General features: G+C 39.0%; 16 protein-coding genes and 1 tRNA gene. 2 read left to right on the forward strand and 15 right to left on the reverse strand.

Annotated features, from left to right (window positions below):
- Positions 1 to 30 precede the first annotated feature (30 nt).
- The 4 genes from TSYNT_RS07040 to alr form a co-directional block, all read right to left on the reverse strand.
- The gene (locus TSYNT_RS07040) at positions 31 to 1,443 is read right to left on the reverse strand and encodes a peptidoglycan D,D-transpeptidase FtsI family protein (protein ID WP_059032780.1); all 1,413 of its coding nucleotides are present in this window, start codon (positions 1,441 to 1,443) and stop codon (positions 31 to 33) included.
- The gene (locus TSYNT_RS07045; protein WP_238142654.1) at positions 1,436 to 2,659 is read right to left on the reverse strand and encodes an FtsW/RodA/SpoVE family cell cycle protein; all 1,224 of its coding nucleotides are present in this window, start codon (positions 2,657 to 2,659) and stop codon (positions 1,436 to 1,438) included. The genes TSYNT_RS07040 and TSYNT_RS07045 overlap by 8 nt, the downstream gene beginning before the upstream one ends.
- The gene (locus TSYNT_RS07050; protein WP_238142655.1) at positions 2,643 to 2,984 is read right to left on the reverse strand and encodes an FHA domain-containing protein; all 342 of its coding nucleotides are present in this window, start codon (positions 2,982 to 2,984) and stop codon (positions 2,643 to 2,645) included. Before TSYNT_RS07050 ends, TSYNT_RS07045 begins: the two co-directional genes overlap by 17 nt.
- A gap of 156 nt (positions 2,985 to 3,140) precedes the next feature.
- Positions 3,141 to 4,289 carry an alanine racemase gene (alr, locus tag TSYNT_RS07055; RefSeq protein WP_059032782.1) on the reverse strand — a complete coding sequence of 383 codons (1,149 nt, stop codon included), beginning with the start codon at positions 4,287 to 4,289 and terminating at the stop codon, positions 3,141 to 3,143.
- A gap of 162 nt (positions 4,290 to 4,451) precedes the next feature.
- Here alr and TSYNT_RS07060 point away from each other — a divergent pair, with 162 nt between their 5' ends.
- Together TSYNT_RS07060 and purE are read left to right on the forward strand one after the other, a co-directional pair.
- The gene (locus tag TSYNT_RS07060; RefSeq protein ID WP_059032783.1) at positions 4,452 to 5,594 is read left to right on the forward strand and encodes a 5-(carboxyamino)imidazole ribonucleotide synthase; all 1,143 of its coding nucleotides are present in this window, start codon (positions 4,452 to 4,454) and stop codon (positions 5,592 to 5,594) included.
- Position 5,595: 1 nt separating this feature from the next.
- Positions 5,596 to 6,126, forward strand: coding sequence for a 5-(carboxyamino)imidazole ribonucleotide mutase (gene purE / locus TSYNT_RS07065; protein WP_059032784.1), 531 nt, complete (start codon positions 5,596 to 5,598; stop codon positions 6,124 to 6,126).
- A 70-nt stretch (positions 6,127 to 6,196) separates the two neighbouring features.
- Here purE and TSYNT_RS07070 read toward each other — a convergent pair whose 3' ends face one another.
- The 11 genes from TSYNT_RS07070 to TSYNT_RS07120 form a co-directional block, all read right to left on the reverse strand.
- The gene (locus tag TSYNT_RS07070) at positions 6,197 to 7,159 is read right to left on the reverse strand and encodes an acyl-CoA dehydratase activase (RefSeq protein ID WP_059032785.1); all 963 of its coding nucleotides are present in this window, start codon (positions 7,157 to 7,159) and stop codon (positions 6,197 to 6,199) included.
- Positions 7,159 to 8,286, reverse strand: coding sequence for a 2-hydroxyacyl-CoA dehydratase (locus TSYNT_RS07075; protein WP_059032786.1), 1,128 nt, complete (start codon positions 8,284 to 8,286; stop codon positions 7,159 to 7,161). Before TSYNT_RS07075 ends, TSYNT_RS07070 begins: the two co-directional genes overlap by 1 nt.
- A complete protein-coding gene (locus TSYNT_RS07080) occupies positions 8,283 to 9,242 on the reverse strand; it encodes an acyl-CoA dehydratase activase-related protein (RefSeq protein WP_059032787.1) in 960 nt (319 codons plus the stop codon). Before TSYNT_RS07080 ends, TSYNT_RS07075 begins: the two co-directional genes overlap by 4 nt.
- 75 nt (positions 9,243 to 9,317) lie before the next feature.
- Positions 9,318 to 10,712: an NADPH-dependent glutamate synthase gene (gene gltA, locus TSYNT_RS07085; RefSeq protein ID WP_059032788.1), complete on the reverse strand. Its 1,395-nt coding sequence runs from the start codon at positions 10,710 to 10,712 to the stop codon at positions 9,318 to 9,320.
- On the reverse strand, positions 10,700 to 11,548 hold the full coding sequence (locus tag TSYNT_RS07090; protein ID WP_059032789.1) for a sulfide/dihydroorotate dehydrogenase-like FAD/NAD-binding protein: 849 nt from the start codon (positions 11,546 to 11,548) through the stop codon (positions 10,700 to 10,702). The genes gltA and TSYNT_RS07090 overlap by 13 nt, the downstream gene beginning before the upstream one ends.
- An 11-nt stretch (positions 11,549 to 11,559) precedes the next feature.
- The gene (locus TSYNT_RS07095) at positions 11,560 to 12,405 is read right to left on the reverse strand and encodes an Asp23/Gls24 family envelope stress response protein (protein WP_059032790.1); all 846 of its coding nucleotides are present in this window, start codon (positions 12,403 to 12,405) and stop codon (positions 11,560 to 11,562) included.
- 168 nt (positions 12,406 to 12,573) lie between these two features.
- On the reverse strand, positions 12,574 to 14,007 hold the full coding sequence (locus TSYNT_RS07100; protein ID WP_083497692.1) for a stalk domain-containing protein: 1,434 nt from the start codon (positions 14,005 to 14,007) through the stop codon (positions 12,574 to 12,576).
- 92 nt (positions 14,008 to 14,099) lie between these two features.
- Positions 14,100 to 15,467: a DUF6612 family protein gene (locus TSYNT_RS07105; protein WP_059032791.1), complete on the reverse strand. Its 1,368-nt coding sequence runs from the start codon at positions 15,465 to 15,467 to the stop codon at positions 14,100 to 14,102.
- Between the two features lie 149 nt (positions 15,468 to 15,616).
- Entirely contained in the window at positions 15,617 to 16,192 is a 576-nt protein-coding gene (locus tag TSYNT_RS07110) for a DUF2284 domain-containing protein (protein ID WP_059032792.1), read from the reverse strand.
- A 251-nt stretch (positions 16,193 to 16,443) separates the two neighbouring features.
- A tRNA-Arg gene (locus TSYNT_RS07115) sits at positions 16,444 to 16,521 on the reverse strand.
- Between the two features lie 49 nt (positions 16,522 to 16,570).
- A complete protein-coding gene (locus tag TSYNT_RS07120; protein WP_059032793.1) occupies positions 16,571 to 17,332 on the reverse strand; it encodes a prolipoprotein diacylglyceryl transferase in 762 nt (253 codons plus the stop codon).
- Positions 17,333 to 17,356 lie beyond the last annotated feature (24 nt).

The raw sequence follows: 17,356 nt of genomic DNA on the forward strand, positions 1-17,356 counted from the left end.
ATGTCCACCTCTTTAAGCATTTCACAAAAGCTATTTTTCATCTGTTAAATATTGAAGCATAACACTGCGTGCGATAGGGGCCGCTACAGCTCCTCCTGATCCACCGTTTTCTACTATAACAGCAACGGCAATTTGGGGGTTTTGTGCCGGTGCAAATCCAATAAACCAGGCATGGGCTTTTCCGTGGGGATTTTCGGCACTACCTGTTTTACCGGCAACTTCAATTCCTTTTATCGCTGCAGAAGTTCCTGTACCATTTTTTACAACTTCTACCATTAGTTCTTTAATCTTGTCTGCCGCATCTTCACTAATCACTTGATTTGAGCTAGCCGATGGCTCCCTTGCCTTTACCACACCTAGAGGAGAAACTGTTTCTTTTACAATATAAGGACTTATTTCTCTTCCCCTATTAGCTATAATAGCTGCTACACGTGCCATTTGTAAAGGGGTTGCTAAAATTTTTCCTTGACCGATAAAAGCTTCTGCCATTTCCACATCTTTTTTAACAATTGAAGGTTTTGGAAAGGTGCTTTGGGCTATTGGAATATCGGATTTCTCCTGTCTATTAAATCCAAAGCTTTCAGCCATTGCTATCATTTTTTCTGTTTCTATTTCTTGACCTATCTGGATAAAAACAGTATTGCTAGAATATCGAAAGGCAGATGATAAAGTATAATTTCCCGGTTTTAAGTAATCCGCATCTTTAATAATATTGCCATCTACTTTAATGTATCCGGGGGTATAGAAAGTTTCTGTTTCAACTTTCGGATTATAAGTTAAGGCCGCCGCAAGAGTTACCACCTTAAAAACAGAGCCCGGTGGATAAAGTCCTTGAGTCGCCCTGTTTAATAAAGGTTTGTCCTCATCTTTTGAAACAGCATCCCAGTCCTGCTTTATTGTCGAAGGATCATACCCCGGTGAGCTTACTAAAGCCAGTATTTGCCCTGTTTGAGGATCGAGGGCAACCAATGCCCCCGGACGGCCCTGAAACAGATTATAGGCGGTTTTTTGCAAGTTTAAATCCAATGTAAGTCGAATATCGTTTCCTCTCTCCCCTACCCCAAGTATCTTTTTTCGAAGAAGCGTAACAGGATCTTGTTCAGCTATTCCCAACAATTCACCGTTCAAGATACTTTCGAGGCCCGCTCTTCCTAAAACCTCATCTGAGTATCCTATCAAAGGACCGATAGCTTCTCCTCCTTCATATATTCGTTTTTTTACACCGTTTTCAACTTGCGTATCTGCTAATACTTTGCCGTTTCTGTCGTAGATACTTCCTCGTATCACTTTTGCTTCTTGCTCCCATAGCCTTCGATTATAAGAATTTTGGATGAGTTCTTCTCTTTCAACAGCAGTAAAATATGTTAAGTATAAAATAAGTGAAATAAAAAGTATACTGAATACTAAAAAAATCAACTTTATATTTCTCTCCAGCTTATCCATTGCTTTCACCACTTGATGCTCTGATTTTTATGCCATTTAATATTCCTATGGACACAAAGCTCATCACCATGGAGCTGCCGCCATAGCTCATAAAAGGAAGAGTAACTCCTGTCATTGGTATAAGCTTTATCACGCCGCCTATTATAGTAAAAATCTGTATGCCGAAAAAGGTTGTAATTCCCAACGCAGCAAGACTCAGGAAGCCGTTATTTATTGACAAAGCTATTCTTATTCCCCTGTATATCAATAGCAAATAAACTACGATTAATGCCGAGGCTCCCAAAAAGCCAAACTCCTCGAAGAATGCCGAAAAGATAAAGTCCGTTGTAACAGCAGGGATATAATCCGGGTGTCCAAGGCCTAAACCTGTACCAAAAAAACCTCCCTCAGCTATTGCAAAAAGAGACTGAACAATCTGATACCCTTTGCCCGGCACATCTTCCCATGGGTTTAGCCAAGCTTTTATTCGAACCTTGACATGGTTAAACTGCTTATAACCTACCAATCCTGCAATACACGCCATAAGCATTCCTGCTGCCGCAATATCAAGCCTTGAAGTTGCCGCAAAAATAACCGCAAGTGCTGTAAAATAAAATATCATAGCTCCTCCCAAGTCTCGGGCCGCGGCTAAAAGAAGAAGGATTACCAGGATTTGTCCAAAAAACTGCAGTGGGTTTTTAATTTTTCTATCTTTTAAACTATCTGCTAAAAAAAGGCTGAAGGTAATTTTTGCAAGTTCTGAAGGCTGAAATGAGATTTTTTTATATACTATCCAGCTTTTGGAGCCCCAGCGCTCTACCCCAAAAACTAGCGGAGAAAGCAGCAAAAGGACAGTTATGACAAAAAGAAAAAGGTCTCTAATTTTTACTTCAACCCAGGCTTTAGATGCAAGGGTGCTTATAAAAAATAAAACCACTCCTAATCCGTACCAGATAAGCTGCCGCTCAGCAGAATAAGGATTTATCCTATAAAGCATTATAAGGCTGAGCTGGACAATGAAACTTGATAGCAGAATCAAGGCCGGATCTTGTTGTGGAAATAGCAGGTTTGTAAAGATATAACCGCTGACCATAATAGCAATAAAAATCATTTCACCGTATACAGGTATCGGTGAAAAAGTGCCGTTATAAAAGGACAAGACCAAGGATGCTATTATCCCTATAAGAGCAATTATCGCCATATTTTCTTTGTAAATAATATTAGCGTGGGGCTTCAAGCCTTTCACCTCTTAAGAATGTGAAATTTCTTTTGCCTAAAACAATTTGGTCATTGTCTTTTAATCTGATGGTTTTTTTGACTCTTTTGCCATTTACAAAGGTACCGTTGGTACTGTTCAAATCACGGATAACCATCTTGGAGCCTCTTTTTTCGATAAGGGCATGTTTACTGGAAATAAATGGATCATCTATAATAATATCTGCATCGTTTGCTCTCCCTATTGTGTTTATATCAAAGAGCGGATATATCTTTCCATTTTCTTCTACAAGCACAAACCCGGTTGCCTTTGGATGAGTTTTTTCTTCTTTTAAGTCAGCCATCATTATCCTTAAGAAATTCAATAGGAAATAGTAAATGAGAAAAATGAAAACAAATTTTGAGATCTTCGACAGGAGCTCAAACACTTAAAATCACCTCAATCTTATTATATCTCAAAAATTGAGGTTTTATAATTAAAGTGGTGTAAAGTTGGCTGATTTTTAAGCCTGGAAAAATTTCTCGCCAAACATACTCTTTATCTTCCATATTCTGTAATTTTTTATAAATATCTTAGGAACTCTAGACTTGTCGCTCATTAGCAAAAAATCATAAACAGGCATAATTATTTTATCCTTCTGTCTTCCCCACAAAATAGCCTCATCTCCCACATTGACGTTTGGGATGTCAGTAACATCTATCATTGTTTGGTCAGCACATACCCTGCCAATCACCGGAGCTTTCATGCCCCTTACAAGCACAATTCCTCTATTTGAATAAAGCTTTGTATAACCATCATTATACCCAGCTGCTAGTGTAGCAACAATAGTAGTTTTATTAGTAGTATAAGTTCTGTCATAACCTATGCTTACGCCGGGGCCGACCTTCTTTAAAAATATTATATGCGTCTTAAAGTTTTGAGCAAATTTAATATCTATTACTTTCTTATCTTCTTCTGAATTATAGACTCCATATATAAGATCGCCGGGTCTTACCATATCAAACTTTTTATAGGTTTCTGGCAGCGCAGTAATTGCAGCGCTTGATGCACAGTGTTTTATTGGTATATGATAACCACTGGTATCAATGTCATTTAAAACCTTTATAAACAGACTTAACTGGTATTTCATAAACTCTAGATCATGGGGTGTTGCAAAGTGAGTAAAAATACCTTCCAGCTCTACATTTTTCATCTCGTCGACTTTTGCCACAAAATCAACTGCCTCTTCCGGGAAAACACCTATTCGACCCATTCCTGTATCGACTTTTAGATGAAGTTTTGCAATTTTGTTAATTTTAGCAGCTTCATCCGATATTCTTTTAACTGAATCTAGATCGCATACCGTCTGAGTTATGCCATATTCAATAAGTTCCCTTTCCTGCCCTTTCATATTTAAGCACATATTTAAAATAGGCGCTTTTATGCCCGCCATTCGCAAAAAAATTCCTTCTTCTAGTCTTCCCACTCCAAGATACGATGCACCATTTTCTAAGGCTGTTTGAGAAACTTCTACTATGCCATGAGTGTAGGCATCGCCCTTTACCACAGCAAGCAGCTTCTTGTCTCTGATGAGTTTTTTTATGCTGCGCACATTTTTCCCTATAATATCTAAATTAATTTCCACATAAGTGGGACCGATTGATAAATCCAATATACTTACTACCTCCAACTAAGATTTATATTAATTATAGCACACTTTGCAAAAGGGCTCATAAAACCTGTTGTTTTCAGCGCCATAAACAGTATAAAAGAAATCCTTATTGTGATATAATGTTTTCAAAGTAAGTATAGATTTAGGAGATGAAAATGTTTTATGGCTCATTCGATGGACTTTAAAATTGGCATTATAGGCGGCGGCCAGCTGGGAAAAATGATGGCTCAGGAGGCAAAGAAATTTAATTTTACTGTGAATATATTAGACCCCACCCCGGGATGCCCTGCCTCTTCAGTGGTAGATCATCAAATCGTAGGTGGGTTTTATGATGACGATAAAATACGCGAACTTGTAAAATGTAGTGACATTACAACTTTCGAAATAGAACATATCAATACTCAGGTATTAAATGAACTAGTTGCAGAAGGTCATACTATATTGCCTTCTCCAAAGGTTTTGGAAATAATACAAGATAAATCAAAACAAAAGCGTATGCTAAATAAAAATGGCATACCTACTGCCCGATGGGTAATGCTGAATGATGATTTTGTGGAAACCATAAATGACTTCGGATTTCCTGCAATGCAAAAAGCATGCAAGGGCGGCTACGACGGACGGGGCGTATGTGTTGTCGAGAAACCGGAGGATTTAGAGAATTCATCAATGGGAGAATCTTTTCTAGAAGAGCTTGTACCAATCGAAAAAGAGCTTGCGGTTATGGTTTCAAGGAGCACAAAAAAAGAAATAAAGTGTTATCCTGTTGTAGAGATGACCTTTGACCAGAAGGCAAATATATGTGATAATACCGTGGCTCCCGCACGTGTAGAAGAGTCAATAAAAAACAGGGCTTTAGAGCTTGCCGTAAGATGTGTCGAGGCTCTGGGCGGCGTTGGTATCTTTGGTGTAGAAATGTTTCTGACATCGGATAAAGAAGTCCTTGTAAATGAAATTGCTCCACGGCCTCACAATTCCGGACATTATACAATTGAAGCATGCATAACATCTCAATTTGAACAGCATCTAAGGGCAATTACCGGCTTGCCTTTAGGTTCCACTGAACTTATAATACCTGCTGTAATGGTTAATCTTTTAGGCGCTGAAGGCTATCAAGGCAAACCCTGTTTTGAGGGAGTGGAAGATATACTGCGCATCCCCGGCGTAAACCTTCATATATATGGCAAAAAAGAAACCAGGCCTTATAGAAAAATGGGACATATAACAATAGTTGATAAAGATTTAAACAGGGCTTTAGAAAAAGCCGAGACAGTAAGAAAGACTATAAAAGTTATTTCGGAGGGATAAAATGAGTAGTGATAAAGCTTTGGTAGGCATAATTATGGGAAGTGATTCCGATCTTATTGTAATGAAAGAAGCAGCTAAAGTGCTGGAAGAGTTTAACATAAACTATGAAATGACCATTGTATCCGCTCATCGGACTCCTCAAAGAATGTTTGACTATGCAAGATACGCAGAATCTCAGGGACTTGAAGTTATTATAGCCGGCGCAGGAGGCGCTGCTCATCTTCCAGGAATGGTAGCGGCTATTACTCCTCTTCCGGTAATTGGTGTTCCTGTTAAAACATCAACCTTAAATGGGCTGGATTCGCTTTTTTCAATTGTGCAAATGCCTGCAGGAGTGCCAGTAGCCACCGTGGCTATAAACAACGCCGCAAATGCAGGATTGCTTGCCGCTCAAATACTCGGAATTAAATATCCTGTAATAAGGGACGCAGTAAAAAAATATAAAGAAAATATGAAGGCCGATGTGTGTGCTAAGGCTGAAAAGCTAGAGGCTATCGGATATAAAAGTTACTTATCTGACAGTGAAAAATAATTATATTAAACAACAAAAATAGGCGCAGCATTTAAAGCGCCTATTTTTAATCAAACTGAAGTTATATAAATTACGCCACACCATCATCGACAATTTTCCACTTGTTACATCTATCACCCCAGCGGGCTATTACTTTGCCTTCCATCTTTATGTTGACAACTTCGCAGTGGTTCGGACATCCGCTGCATTCAAAACTATCCGCTGCAAAATGCATATCCGACAGACCAAACCCTTTAAATTTTGTTTTAGATATTTTAGCATGTTTTGCAAGCAGTGCTGCCCCTATGGCCCCCATTACGTCATGGTATTTTGGCACATAAACTTCCTCGCCAAGGGCTTCTTCAAATGCCGCTTTCATACCGGCATTAGCTGCTACGCCGCCTTGAAATACTATGCGAGGCCGAATTTCTTTGCCCTTTGCAATATTGTTTAAATAATTTCTTACAAGAGCTTCGCACAATCCACGGATAATATCCTGGGTTTTATAGCCTAATTGCTGTTTATGAACCATATCTGATTCAGCAAAAACAGCACATCTGCCTGCTATTCGGACAGGATTTTTTGACTCTAGCGCATAATTTCCAAACTCTTCAATAGGTATATTTAAGCGGTTTGCCTGCTGGTCAAGAAAAGAACCTGTTCCTGCAGCGCATACTGTATTCATCGCAAAATCAGTTACAACACCGTCTCTAAGTATTATAATTTTAGAGTCCTGACCGCCAATTTCAAGCACTGTTTGAACATCCGGAACTTCTCTTAAAGCTGCTACAGCATGGGCAGTTATCTCATTTTTTATTATATCAGCACCGACAATCACCCCTGCAAGTTGGCGGCCGCTGCCAGTTGTTCCTACACCTCTTACATCCCATTTTCCCTTATTCCTAAAGGAAAGCTGCCTCATTCCTTCCTGAACAGCCTTGATAGGGTTGCCTTGTGTCCTTATATAAATTGACTCTTCTACAACTTCGTCTTCGTTTATCAAAACAAGGTCAGTGCTGACTGAGCCAACATCAACCCCTAAATAATGAGACATCAGCTCACCTCCTTTGCGATTTTTGATTTTGTCGGAACATATTCCAGCCTTTCTCGTTTCGCCTCAAGCAGATCTACAAATGCTTCCAGTCGAGTTCTAAGACCTTCTTTCCCTGTTTGTTCATCAAAGTTGATACTAAGAAAACCTAAACCATGTTCTTTACACACTTTTGGGAGGATGCTTTTTGCAACTATTTCAGGTATGCAGGTAAAAGGCGAAAGCTGAATCACCCCGTCAAAACCTCTTTTCGCAAATATTACAGAATTGCCTACTGATTCCCTGCCGTGGCCGCCGCACATCTCTTTAAAATAAGGAGCAGCCATTTTTTTAGCGTCTCTGTCGCCTTTAATGTGAAATAAATCTAATACTGCATTTGAAATGGTATATCCGGAAAGAAACATAGAGCGCTCCACATACACACCTAAATCCCCTAACATCTCCTCGATTTCAAGGTTTGAAGCAGGCTCTAAAAGTACATAAATTTCTCCAACAATACCTATTTTTATAGGGTCATAATCTTTCTTCTCAATTAAATCGAAAAGGCGCTCCGATTCATGTTCTATTTCAACTAGCTCACTATATTTTTCAGCTTTCGCAATCATGTCAACGCATTTCTTGTATGTTTGGGTAGTTTCACCTTTTTTTACTTCTAATGGCCTTACTTTATGCGATAACTTTTCAATCTTATCAAGTAAGACTAATTCTTTCCATACAAAGCGTCCTATAGTTGCATAATCTTTTATGCTCAGCTTTACATTTATTAATTTTTTTATACTTTCAATTAGATCTTTCAGGTGCCTGCCGGGCGGTTCAAGGGTAATCATTTCAAATTCATAACCTAAATCTTTTAATATCTTCTCATGAAGAGTGGTATATAAGCCTGCTCTGCATGGCCCGACGCCGCCTGAGGATACAAGGGTGTTAGCCCCCTTTTCCAAAACTTGAACATACGTTCCTAAGACTATTTTAAATGGATAACATGCAAACTCAGGTGCATACTTCGTGCCATAGCTGATTGTTTCTTCTGTAGGTCTTGGAGGAACAATCACATCATTTCCGAATGCCTTAAGCAGTTTTTCAAATGGTATATAGGATGTTCCCATGCATGGAAACGAAACTTTTCTCATACCATTACCGCCTCTTTCTTTTCTTTCTTTATCTTTAGCATATCTACGAAAGCCTCCAGTCTGGTATTTAGACCTTCTTGGCCGCTTTGCTCGTCGAGAGTAATGGTAAGATATGGCATTTGGTATTTTTTAGCATCTATCTCCATCATTTTGTCAACTATAAAATCGGGGCCACATCCGAAAGCTGTAACATGTATTACTCCGTCTACAGTTTTATTTTCAAAAAAATAGTATGCAGATCTTATTACCTCATTGCTAAATGTCCAAAAAAGTGTTTTTTTGAGTTTGCCGGCTTGTTTTTGCTTGTCCTTTTTACTTAGCATTTCAGGTGTTACCACGTAAACGCCCATATTTATCAACTTTTTTATAAGATCAAGACTTAAATAAGAATCATACAGCATATAGGGGTAGCCCACAACAGCAAGGTGTATAGGATTACTTCTTTTTTGAGCTACAATTCCAAGGGGCGGTATACCGCCTTGTAAAAACTGATAAGTATAGTTTTTAAAACTTGACAAAGCTTTTAAATAAGCTGCATAAGTCTTTAAAAATCCTTTTTTAAATTTTCGTCCCACTTTCATGCACAGCTTCAGTAAGTCAACTCTTCCTCCCGGTATATCTACTCTTACTTCAAACATATTCTTAAAGTCTGAAATAGAACATGCGATCATGTCCGGAAGTCCTAGAAATTTGGGGCAGAAAGTAGATTCTTTTTTAATTCTCACAAGCCGCGGGACTAATACATAATCAACCCTGTCTTTTAGATTACGCACATGTCCATGAAATAATTTAATCGGGACACAGGCATCTGAGATTGCATCCTCTACGCCTAAATCCATAATCTCTTTCGTGGTTTCATCTGACACTACTACCTCAAAACCAAGCTTTTCAAAAAAGGTTTTTGCAAATGGATAGTAAGCATAATAAGCCAGCGCCCGAGGTACACCTATCTTCATCGTTATCTCTCCTCTGATTCAAACCCTTTAACACGCAGAGACATCGAAACAAAATTTATTTCTATTTCAGTAGCTTTATTTATTTTTTAAGTAATTATCTATAGACTGTGCCGCTTTTTTTCCGGCTCCCATTGCAAGTATTACAGTTGCGGAACCTGTTACAATATCTCCGCCAGCCCAAACTCCTTCTTTTGAAGTTCTTCCATCTTCATCTGTTGCAATATATCCATATTTATTAAGATCAAGGCCTTGGGTTGCTTGGATTAAAAGGGGATTTGGTCCGGTTCCTATAGCAATAACTACTGTATCCATATCTAACGTAAACTCAGATCCTTTAATCGGAACTGGTCTGCGTCTTCCAGAAGCATCAGGCTCGCCCAGCTCCATTTGGATACATTCAACACCTTTTACCCAGCCCTTTTCATCGCCGATTATGCGTATCGGGTTTGTAAGGAATTTAAAAATAATGCCTTCTTCCTTTGCGTGTTCAAATTCTTCCTTCCTAGCCGGCATTTCTGCTTCTGACCTTCTATAAATAATGTAAACTTCGTCTGCTCCCATTCTTAAAGCAGATCTGGCAGAATCCATTGCTACATTGCCACCGCCTATTACGGCAACTTTTTTGCCTACTTTTACAGGCGTATCAGTTTCCGGGAATTTATAAGCTTTCATAAGATTAATTCTTGTTAAAAACTCATTGGCCGAATAAACACCTAAGTAATTCTCCCCCGGGATACCCATAAATTTTGGCAGTCCTGCTCCTGTTCCTATAAACACAGCTTCGTATCCTTTTTCAAAAAGATCATCCACTGTCAGAACTTTGCCCATTACCATATCTGTTTCAACTTTTACGCCAAGTTCCTTTAAGAAATTCACTTCTTGTTTTACAATTTCTTTAGGAAGACGGAATTCGGGTATGCCGTAAATCAAAACTCCTCCGGCTTCATGGAAAGCTTCGAACACCGTAACATCATAACCTAGTTTTGCAAGATCTCCCGCACAGGTAAGGCCTGCAGGGCCTGAGCCTATTATGGCAACTTTTTTGCCGATGGGATTAGGCTTTTCTGGAATTTTTACTCCTTTTTCCCTTTCCCAATCAGCGGCAAACCTTTCTAGTCTTCCTATTCCTACCGGATCTCCTTTTTTTGTCAAAATGCATTTTTGCTCGCATTGATCCTCTTGAGGACAAACTCTACCACAAATTGCAGGCAGGCTGTTGGTTTCTTTTATTATGCTTATAGCGCTTTCAAAATCTTTTTCTTTTATGCACTTTATAAATCGCGGTATCTGAACTTGAACAGGGCACCCCTGCATACATGTGGGATTTTTACAATTTAAGCATCTGGCAGCTTCATTTACTGCATCTTCTTCAGTATAGCCAAGAGCTACCTCGTTGAAGTTTCTGCTCCGAACCTTTGGATCTTGAGCCGGCATTGGAGTTTTGACTTTGCTTTTATTTATTGATGGCATCGGCACCCACCTCTTTCTTTTTCATACTTTTCAAGGGCTATTTTTTCTTCAGTTGCATATGTTTGCAACCGCTTCATAAGCTCATCAAAGTCTACTTGAGTTCCGTCAAAAGCAGGGCCATCTACACATACGAACTTAGTTTCGCCGCCCACTGTCACTCTGCAGCAGCCGCACATTCCTGTCCCATCTACCATTATCGGATTTAGGCTTACCATTACCGGTATGTTGTAAGGTTTTATAATCTCAGTTCCAATTTTCATAAGTATTGCAGGGCCTATTATGATTATCTCATCAAATTTTTCGCCCTTCTCCAGCAGTTCTTTAAGTACTACAGTTACAAAGCCATGGCGGCCTTTAGAACCATCATCTGTACAAATATATGTTTCATCGCTTACTGCCTTTATTTCGTCTTCCATTATAAGCATATCAGCGGTTTTTGCGCCTATAATGCTTATTACCTCGACTCCTTGTTCATGAAGCATCTTAAGCTTTGGATAAAGCGGCGCAACTCCTAATCCTCCGCCAATTCCAAGCACTCTCTTGTGATTCGGAAACTCCACTGCCTTTCCCAGAGGACCCACAAAATCAGCAAGAAAGTCTCCTTCTTTAAGAGTGCCAAGCTCCTTTGTTGTCTTGCCAACCTCTTGGAACACAACTCTTACTGTGCCGGCTTTTGCATCATAATCCGCTATAGTCAGAGGAATTCTTTCTCCTCCCTCTTTGATTCTTAAAATGACAAATTGCCCCGGCTTGGCTTTTTGCGCGATTAGCGGCGCATCTACAATAAATTGCTTAATAGATGGTGCAAGATCTTCTCTAGATAATATTTTGAACATAATAAGCCTCCTTAAATTTTTTGATTTATTTTTCTCGGATCTTGAGTAAAATAAAGGCGTTTAGCAATTACTTCAACGCTTAGAACGTTCAGACCTGTCATGTGTTCAATAATTTCTCTTACTCTTTTTTGCACTTTACGGAGCACTTCTTGCATATCACTGCCATATTCAATAGACAGCTCAAGTTTTAGTTTTATTCCCTCGCTGTTGTTTTCTATGAAAACCTTTCCTCCACTGCCAATACCACAAACCTGCTGAGCTGTATATAGTGCAATTTGACTTATTGTTGTATCGCCTATGGTATACTTTCCCATGTAACTATAAGTAGGTCTAACGACAGATTTTTCCTCCAGCATTGCAGGCTTGGCCTTTCCCTTTTTTCTAAAAATGCGCAGAGGATCTAAAAGAAAACCGGAAAAGTCTTTCTTAATTTCAAGGGTTGGCACTGGTATAATGTGTTTACCTGTAGTCTCACGTATTTTGAGAGCTGTGCTTATTTCGCGTTTCGATGAAACATCTTCAATCTTGATGATTCGCTCAGGCAAAGGCAGGTCAAGATTTTTGCATATGACTTCAATCATTGAATAAGAAGTGCCTAATATAAGGATACTTTCAGGATTTAATTCTGCAATTTTATTTTTTACTTCCTCTGCATGTTCCGGCTCTTGAAATATAGCACACCTGATAGCTCCGATTTTGGTACTCTCTCGCTTCGCTGAGCGGCCTGCAAGAACTTTGTTCCCTTTTATAAGGATTCCATCATCTATTATGAACTCTATGCCATTTTTTTGAGCGACCCACTGAGCTTTGTGGCTTTTCCCTGTGCCGCTTCTTCCTACCAAGGCTATGGTGCGCATATATCTACCTCCACACAATTTACTGTACATTATAACATTTTTTTAAGAAGATTTGTATCCATGATAACGATTAAATTCACAAGCTTATCAGCTAAGATATAAATTAAGACCCTAGTCACATAAGGGTCTTAATTTGCTACACAATATACAGATAAAGACAGATGTATATTAATTCATTTTCACAGGTTTAAAATTGTCTGCTAAGGTATCCCAAAACGATGGGGTAGTATAGCCTAATCTCCATATGGCAATGCCTTTTAAGCCCTTTTGTAAAACCATTTTGGCCTTCGCATCTATTGAATAATCGCTTTCCATCCAAACTTCGTGTATCTGTCCATTCTCATCGGTATATTTTCCGTTAAGAAGTCCTGAAGTTTGATCAATGCTCATAGTTAAGTTATATTTTTCGGAAAGGTCATCTGCAAATTCAAGATAAGTTGTACCATTATTTTTTGCAATAACAGAACTTCTCTTTCCATTTACCCAGTCGTATCCGTAGCAGCCAATACCAAGCACTATCTTTTCTGCAGGAATACGGGCTGTCGCGTAATTTACAACTTCTTCTACCCAATCGATTCCCGATTGAGGACCTGGCACGCTTGGACTCTTATCATAGGCCATAAGCACTACAAAATCGGCATATTTGCCGAGAGTTGTATAGTCGTATCCCGGCCTCCAGTCAACACTTTCTGTTTTTACAGGAAGCGAAAGACTCAATGATTTTCCCTGAGCTTTCAATTTTGCATAAAGACTTTTTATAAATTCATTAAACTGATCTTTTCCTGAAGCTGTCACAGCTTCAAAATCAATATTTACACCATCAAAACCCTCGTCTGTTGCCATCTTGCTTATTTGATCTATTAGGGCCGTTCTAGATTCAGGAGTTGATAGTGCTTTATTTAGCCTGGTAGCATTATTTTCAAAAACCAGCATCTGGATTTCTACACCGTTTTCTTTGGCAGTTTTAATTACGCTGTCATAACCTTCCGGAACATTTATATACCGCAAGGTGTCTTTATTAATCAAGCTGCCGTTTTCATCCAAAGTATACCACTTAGCTGCCACAGCCGACATTTTGTCGACGTTTTTTAGAAAATCCTCATATGACTGTGAATAATAGTAGCCCATTATGTACTTTGAAGGCTTTTCTTCAGGCAAAGTACTTATTTTAACTGTTCTAAGACCGTTGTCCCAATTAACCGCAGCCCCAAAAGCTTCGCTGAGAAATCTTAAGGGAATGAGGGTTCTGTCGTTTTTTATTATAGGTGCCGTATCTAATTTTGTCGGGGTTTGGTTTATATATGCAGTGTCTTCTCCAACTTTCAAAAGTATCGTTTTATTATCTTTAAACGCCGCAACGGTTCTTGTTTCCTCATCCCATTCTACTTCAGCTCCAAGAGCTTCGCAGATTTTTCTAAAAGGCACCAGTGTCCTGCCATTTTCAATAATAGGAGGCACGTCAAAGCTGAGACTTACGCCGTCTAATAAAACTTTAATATCGCTTGCGGCATCGCATGGCTTAAATGGAACAAACATCGATATCGTAAACATTAACGCAAGTAAACCGGCAATAATCCTGTTTGATATTGCGCGCTTAAACATATAGATCTTCCTTTCGAATAATTCAGATCCAACTTACAATAATTGCATGCGGCATCTTTGTTACGTCAGATGCCGCACTATATAACACAATTCTATTCTTGAGGCGCTTCCTCTGGAAGTTCTTCTAAATTTACTTCTTCGGCATTTTTAGCTTCATCAGGAATTTCTATCTCAATATCGGCATTGTAGTCATGGTAATTGTAATTCATGGACATTTCTAGTGCTTTTACAGCTAAAGGACTGTCCTTCTGAGCATCCTCATTAAATAAAGCCGTAGTACTTGCTTTTGCTTTGCTTGTTAATCCATCTTCAACGCTTACATAATTTATGCCCCTTACAGCGATAAACTTCACTATATTTTCTGCTTCTTCTAAACCTGGAATTTCTTCTTCGCTAAATCCGGGAATTGCGCTGAAAATCTTACTTAAGTCTTCAAGTCTTGAGTAAGTTGCTACTTTGTAATACTCTTTTCCGTCAATCGTCACTTTACCCAAAAGCTTATAGGAAGCTATGTCTTCTATATCTTTGGCCCAGTCCTGCTGCTGTGTTAAAAAATCTTCATCAAAAAGCATTGGCATAAAGTTTTTCATCTTTGTCCATTCAGCTTCGCCTTCTCCTGTATCGGTTAAAGTGTAAATGTAGTCCTTGTCTATATACTGTTCCAAATCTATGCTTTCCTCAAGACCTTTTATTGTCTGAGTCATCTTTTGATGATAAGCGTCTTTTGTATATTCTATGTTTAAAGTTGATGCTACTTCAAGTCCTTCCATAAGGGTATCCCCGGCTGACATATCCATTCTAATTTGCATGTCGCCATCAGCGCGGAATGATTTGATATCCTTACTTTTTTCATTTGCCATATCAATTATTGATTTTGCATCTTCGTCGATACCAAAAACATTAACCAATAATGATGCCGCATCACCGGCTTTAAGTTCATCAGTAGGATTAATATTTTTTTGTGTAAAGTTTTGGTCTATTATCCAGGAATATAACTCATAATCTACGCTTTCTTCATCAGAAGAGTTTCCCGACCCCTCGGATATTACATCTTCAGGAATTCCAAGCATTCTTGCTGTCAGCGCTAAAGCTTCCATGCCTGTAATAGGCCTTTCCGGATAAGCATTGCCGGCAAAACCATTAAGAATACTGCGATCCCAAAGCGCCTTGACTGCGCCGGCATACCACGCGCCAGCATCTAAATCTGATGGAAGATTTTCGCTTTCATCGATTTCAGATGTGGGAATATCCGCAGCATAAACCAGCATTGCAGCAAATGCTCCACGGCTAAGAGGCTCATCTTCGGGAGTTTTTGCTATATCTAATAAATTTTCCACAGTAATTAAGGGCTTTGTCGCCGATGCTGCTTCCTGGGCATTGTTATCCGCTGCCAAAGCAGGTACTGCAGATACAAATAACATAGTTACTGCTAAAAACAAAGTACAAACTTTCTTAAACATTATATTGTCCTCCTTGTTTTAATTACAAGCTTTGATATATCTAGGCTTGCAAAACCATAGTTTGTGAAATAAGGCGTAATTAATTATAACATATATCCGAATACAAATCGTAAAAGGAGGGCAAATGTAACAGAAATGTAACATAAAAACTATGAAAGCAGCACAAAACCTGTCCATGTTACCTTGTCAGGCGAAAACTCCATGTTTATCCCCATATTGCTGCATGTCTTTAAGACATCAACACCCATAGCTTCCATTGAAGGTCTTGCTTTCTCTCGGTGCACACATATTGGATTTGGGCTGTTTATTCCCGGACATTCTTTGCACAACTTGCAAGAGCCGCCTATAAGTGCAGCCGCAAAAGGAAATCCAAGTCCAAATGCCTTATTTTCCAATTGATATACGACATCATGCAGCTTTAGCGCCCATCTATCGCTTTCCGGTTCCCAATTAGCTTTATTTGTAATTTCTCCTTCAAGTTGAACAAGAAGCGCCATATAGTATCTTGACAATACTTTTTTAAACTCATCTACGGAAAGAGTGTAAGGCGGACACATTAGCTTGCGTCCGTATTCTCTGCACCCTGAATATGCACACTGGTATCTTACTCTCTCATCTACAATAATATCTCTTGTATGTATCAATTTAGCTAATTTTACATTATCGAAGGTTGAAGCTGCATTTACTAATTCCTTGGCTTTTTCCATCTCAGTCAGCAATTCCATAAACACATCCCCTTCTTTACATTATTTTCTGTCTTTTATTATATCTTTGTGAACTACTCACCACTTACTCATTCATTCGTCGAAGTGGGAGCTTCTTGGTCAATAGCAGTAGCCTGCCAAGTTTACCCAAGCTCTAAGGGTAGTCCCTGCTCCAATAATAATTTTTAGCTATGGTTTGGCTATCACCATAGCTATTAGCAATTCATTTTCCACTATAAAAGATGGGAGAATTCTTGATAAATATGATTAAATGGTGCGCCTGAAGGGATTTGAACCCCCGCGAAACCCGGCTCCGGAGGCCGGTGCTCTATCCGCTGAGCTACAGGCGCACAAACTATTATCCATTTTCATGATACATTAATTTGCCCTTTAAGTCAATTATTCCGACGCAGGCTTTTCAACGCTGTATTTATACATATAGTATACAATGCCCAGCACTAAAGGCGTAAACCACTGAGTAAGTGTAACTACGCCGATTCCCCATTTTGGGTTTACATATTCTATTAAATATAATGGATTTTCTCTTACTGTTTCCTCTATAAGTGCTCTAAGCAGTTGATGATACCATATAAATGACCAAAATTGATATCCTTCAGGTAATTGCTTTTTTTGAAGATAAAAATAGCGTATAAGCAGTACTAGGCCTATGGAAGAACCTACTAATTGGGCCGGCCATCTGCCAAAGGAAAATTGTGTCATTCTTCCTAATACTTCTTGGTTAAAGATGTTGGCTATCCTAACTAGACAGTATCCAAAGGAAAGGCCCACTACTGTCCAATCTGCTATCATGTTTGGGTTTACACCGTTTTTCTTACAATAATACCAGCCGGTTAAAAGTCCACCAAGAAGCGCGCCATGCCATGCAAGACCACCTTCCCAAATCTTTATAACATTTAAAGGGGCTGTAACAAACCATTGAGGATAATTGCTTAAAACAAAAATTAGCCTTGCACCGATTATGCCTGATACAATTACTATCATAGCAAGGTTTAGCAAAAAATCTTCGCTAAGCCCTTTCTTTTTCCCCATCTTTAAAAGATGAAATGAGCCTACTAAAAACGAAATCGCCATAAAAAGGCCATACCAGCGAACGGCTATGGGGCCTATCTTAAAGGCATATGGACTTAAGTCAAGAAGCATAGAGAAACCTCCTTCTAAAAATAG

The sequence above is a fragment of the Tepidanaerobacter syntrophicus genome (genome assembly GCF_001485475.2).
GTDB lineage: Bacteria > Bacillota > Thermosediminibacteria > Thermosediminibacterales > Tepidanaerobacteraceae > Tepidanaerobacter > Tepidanaerobacter syntrophicus.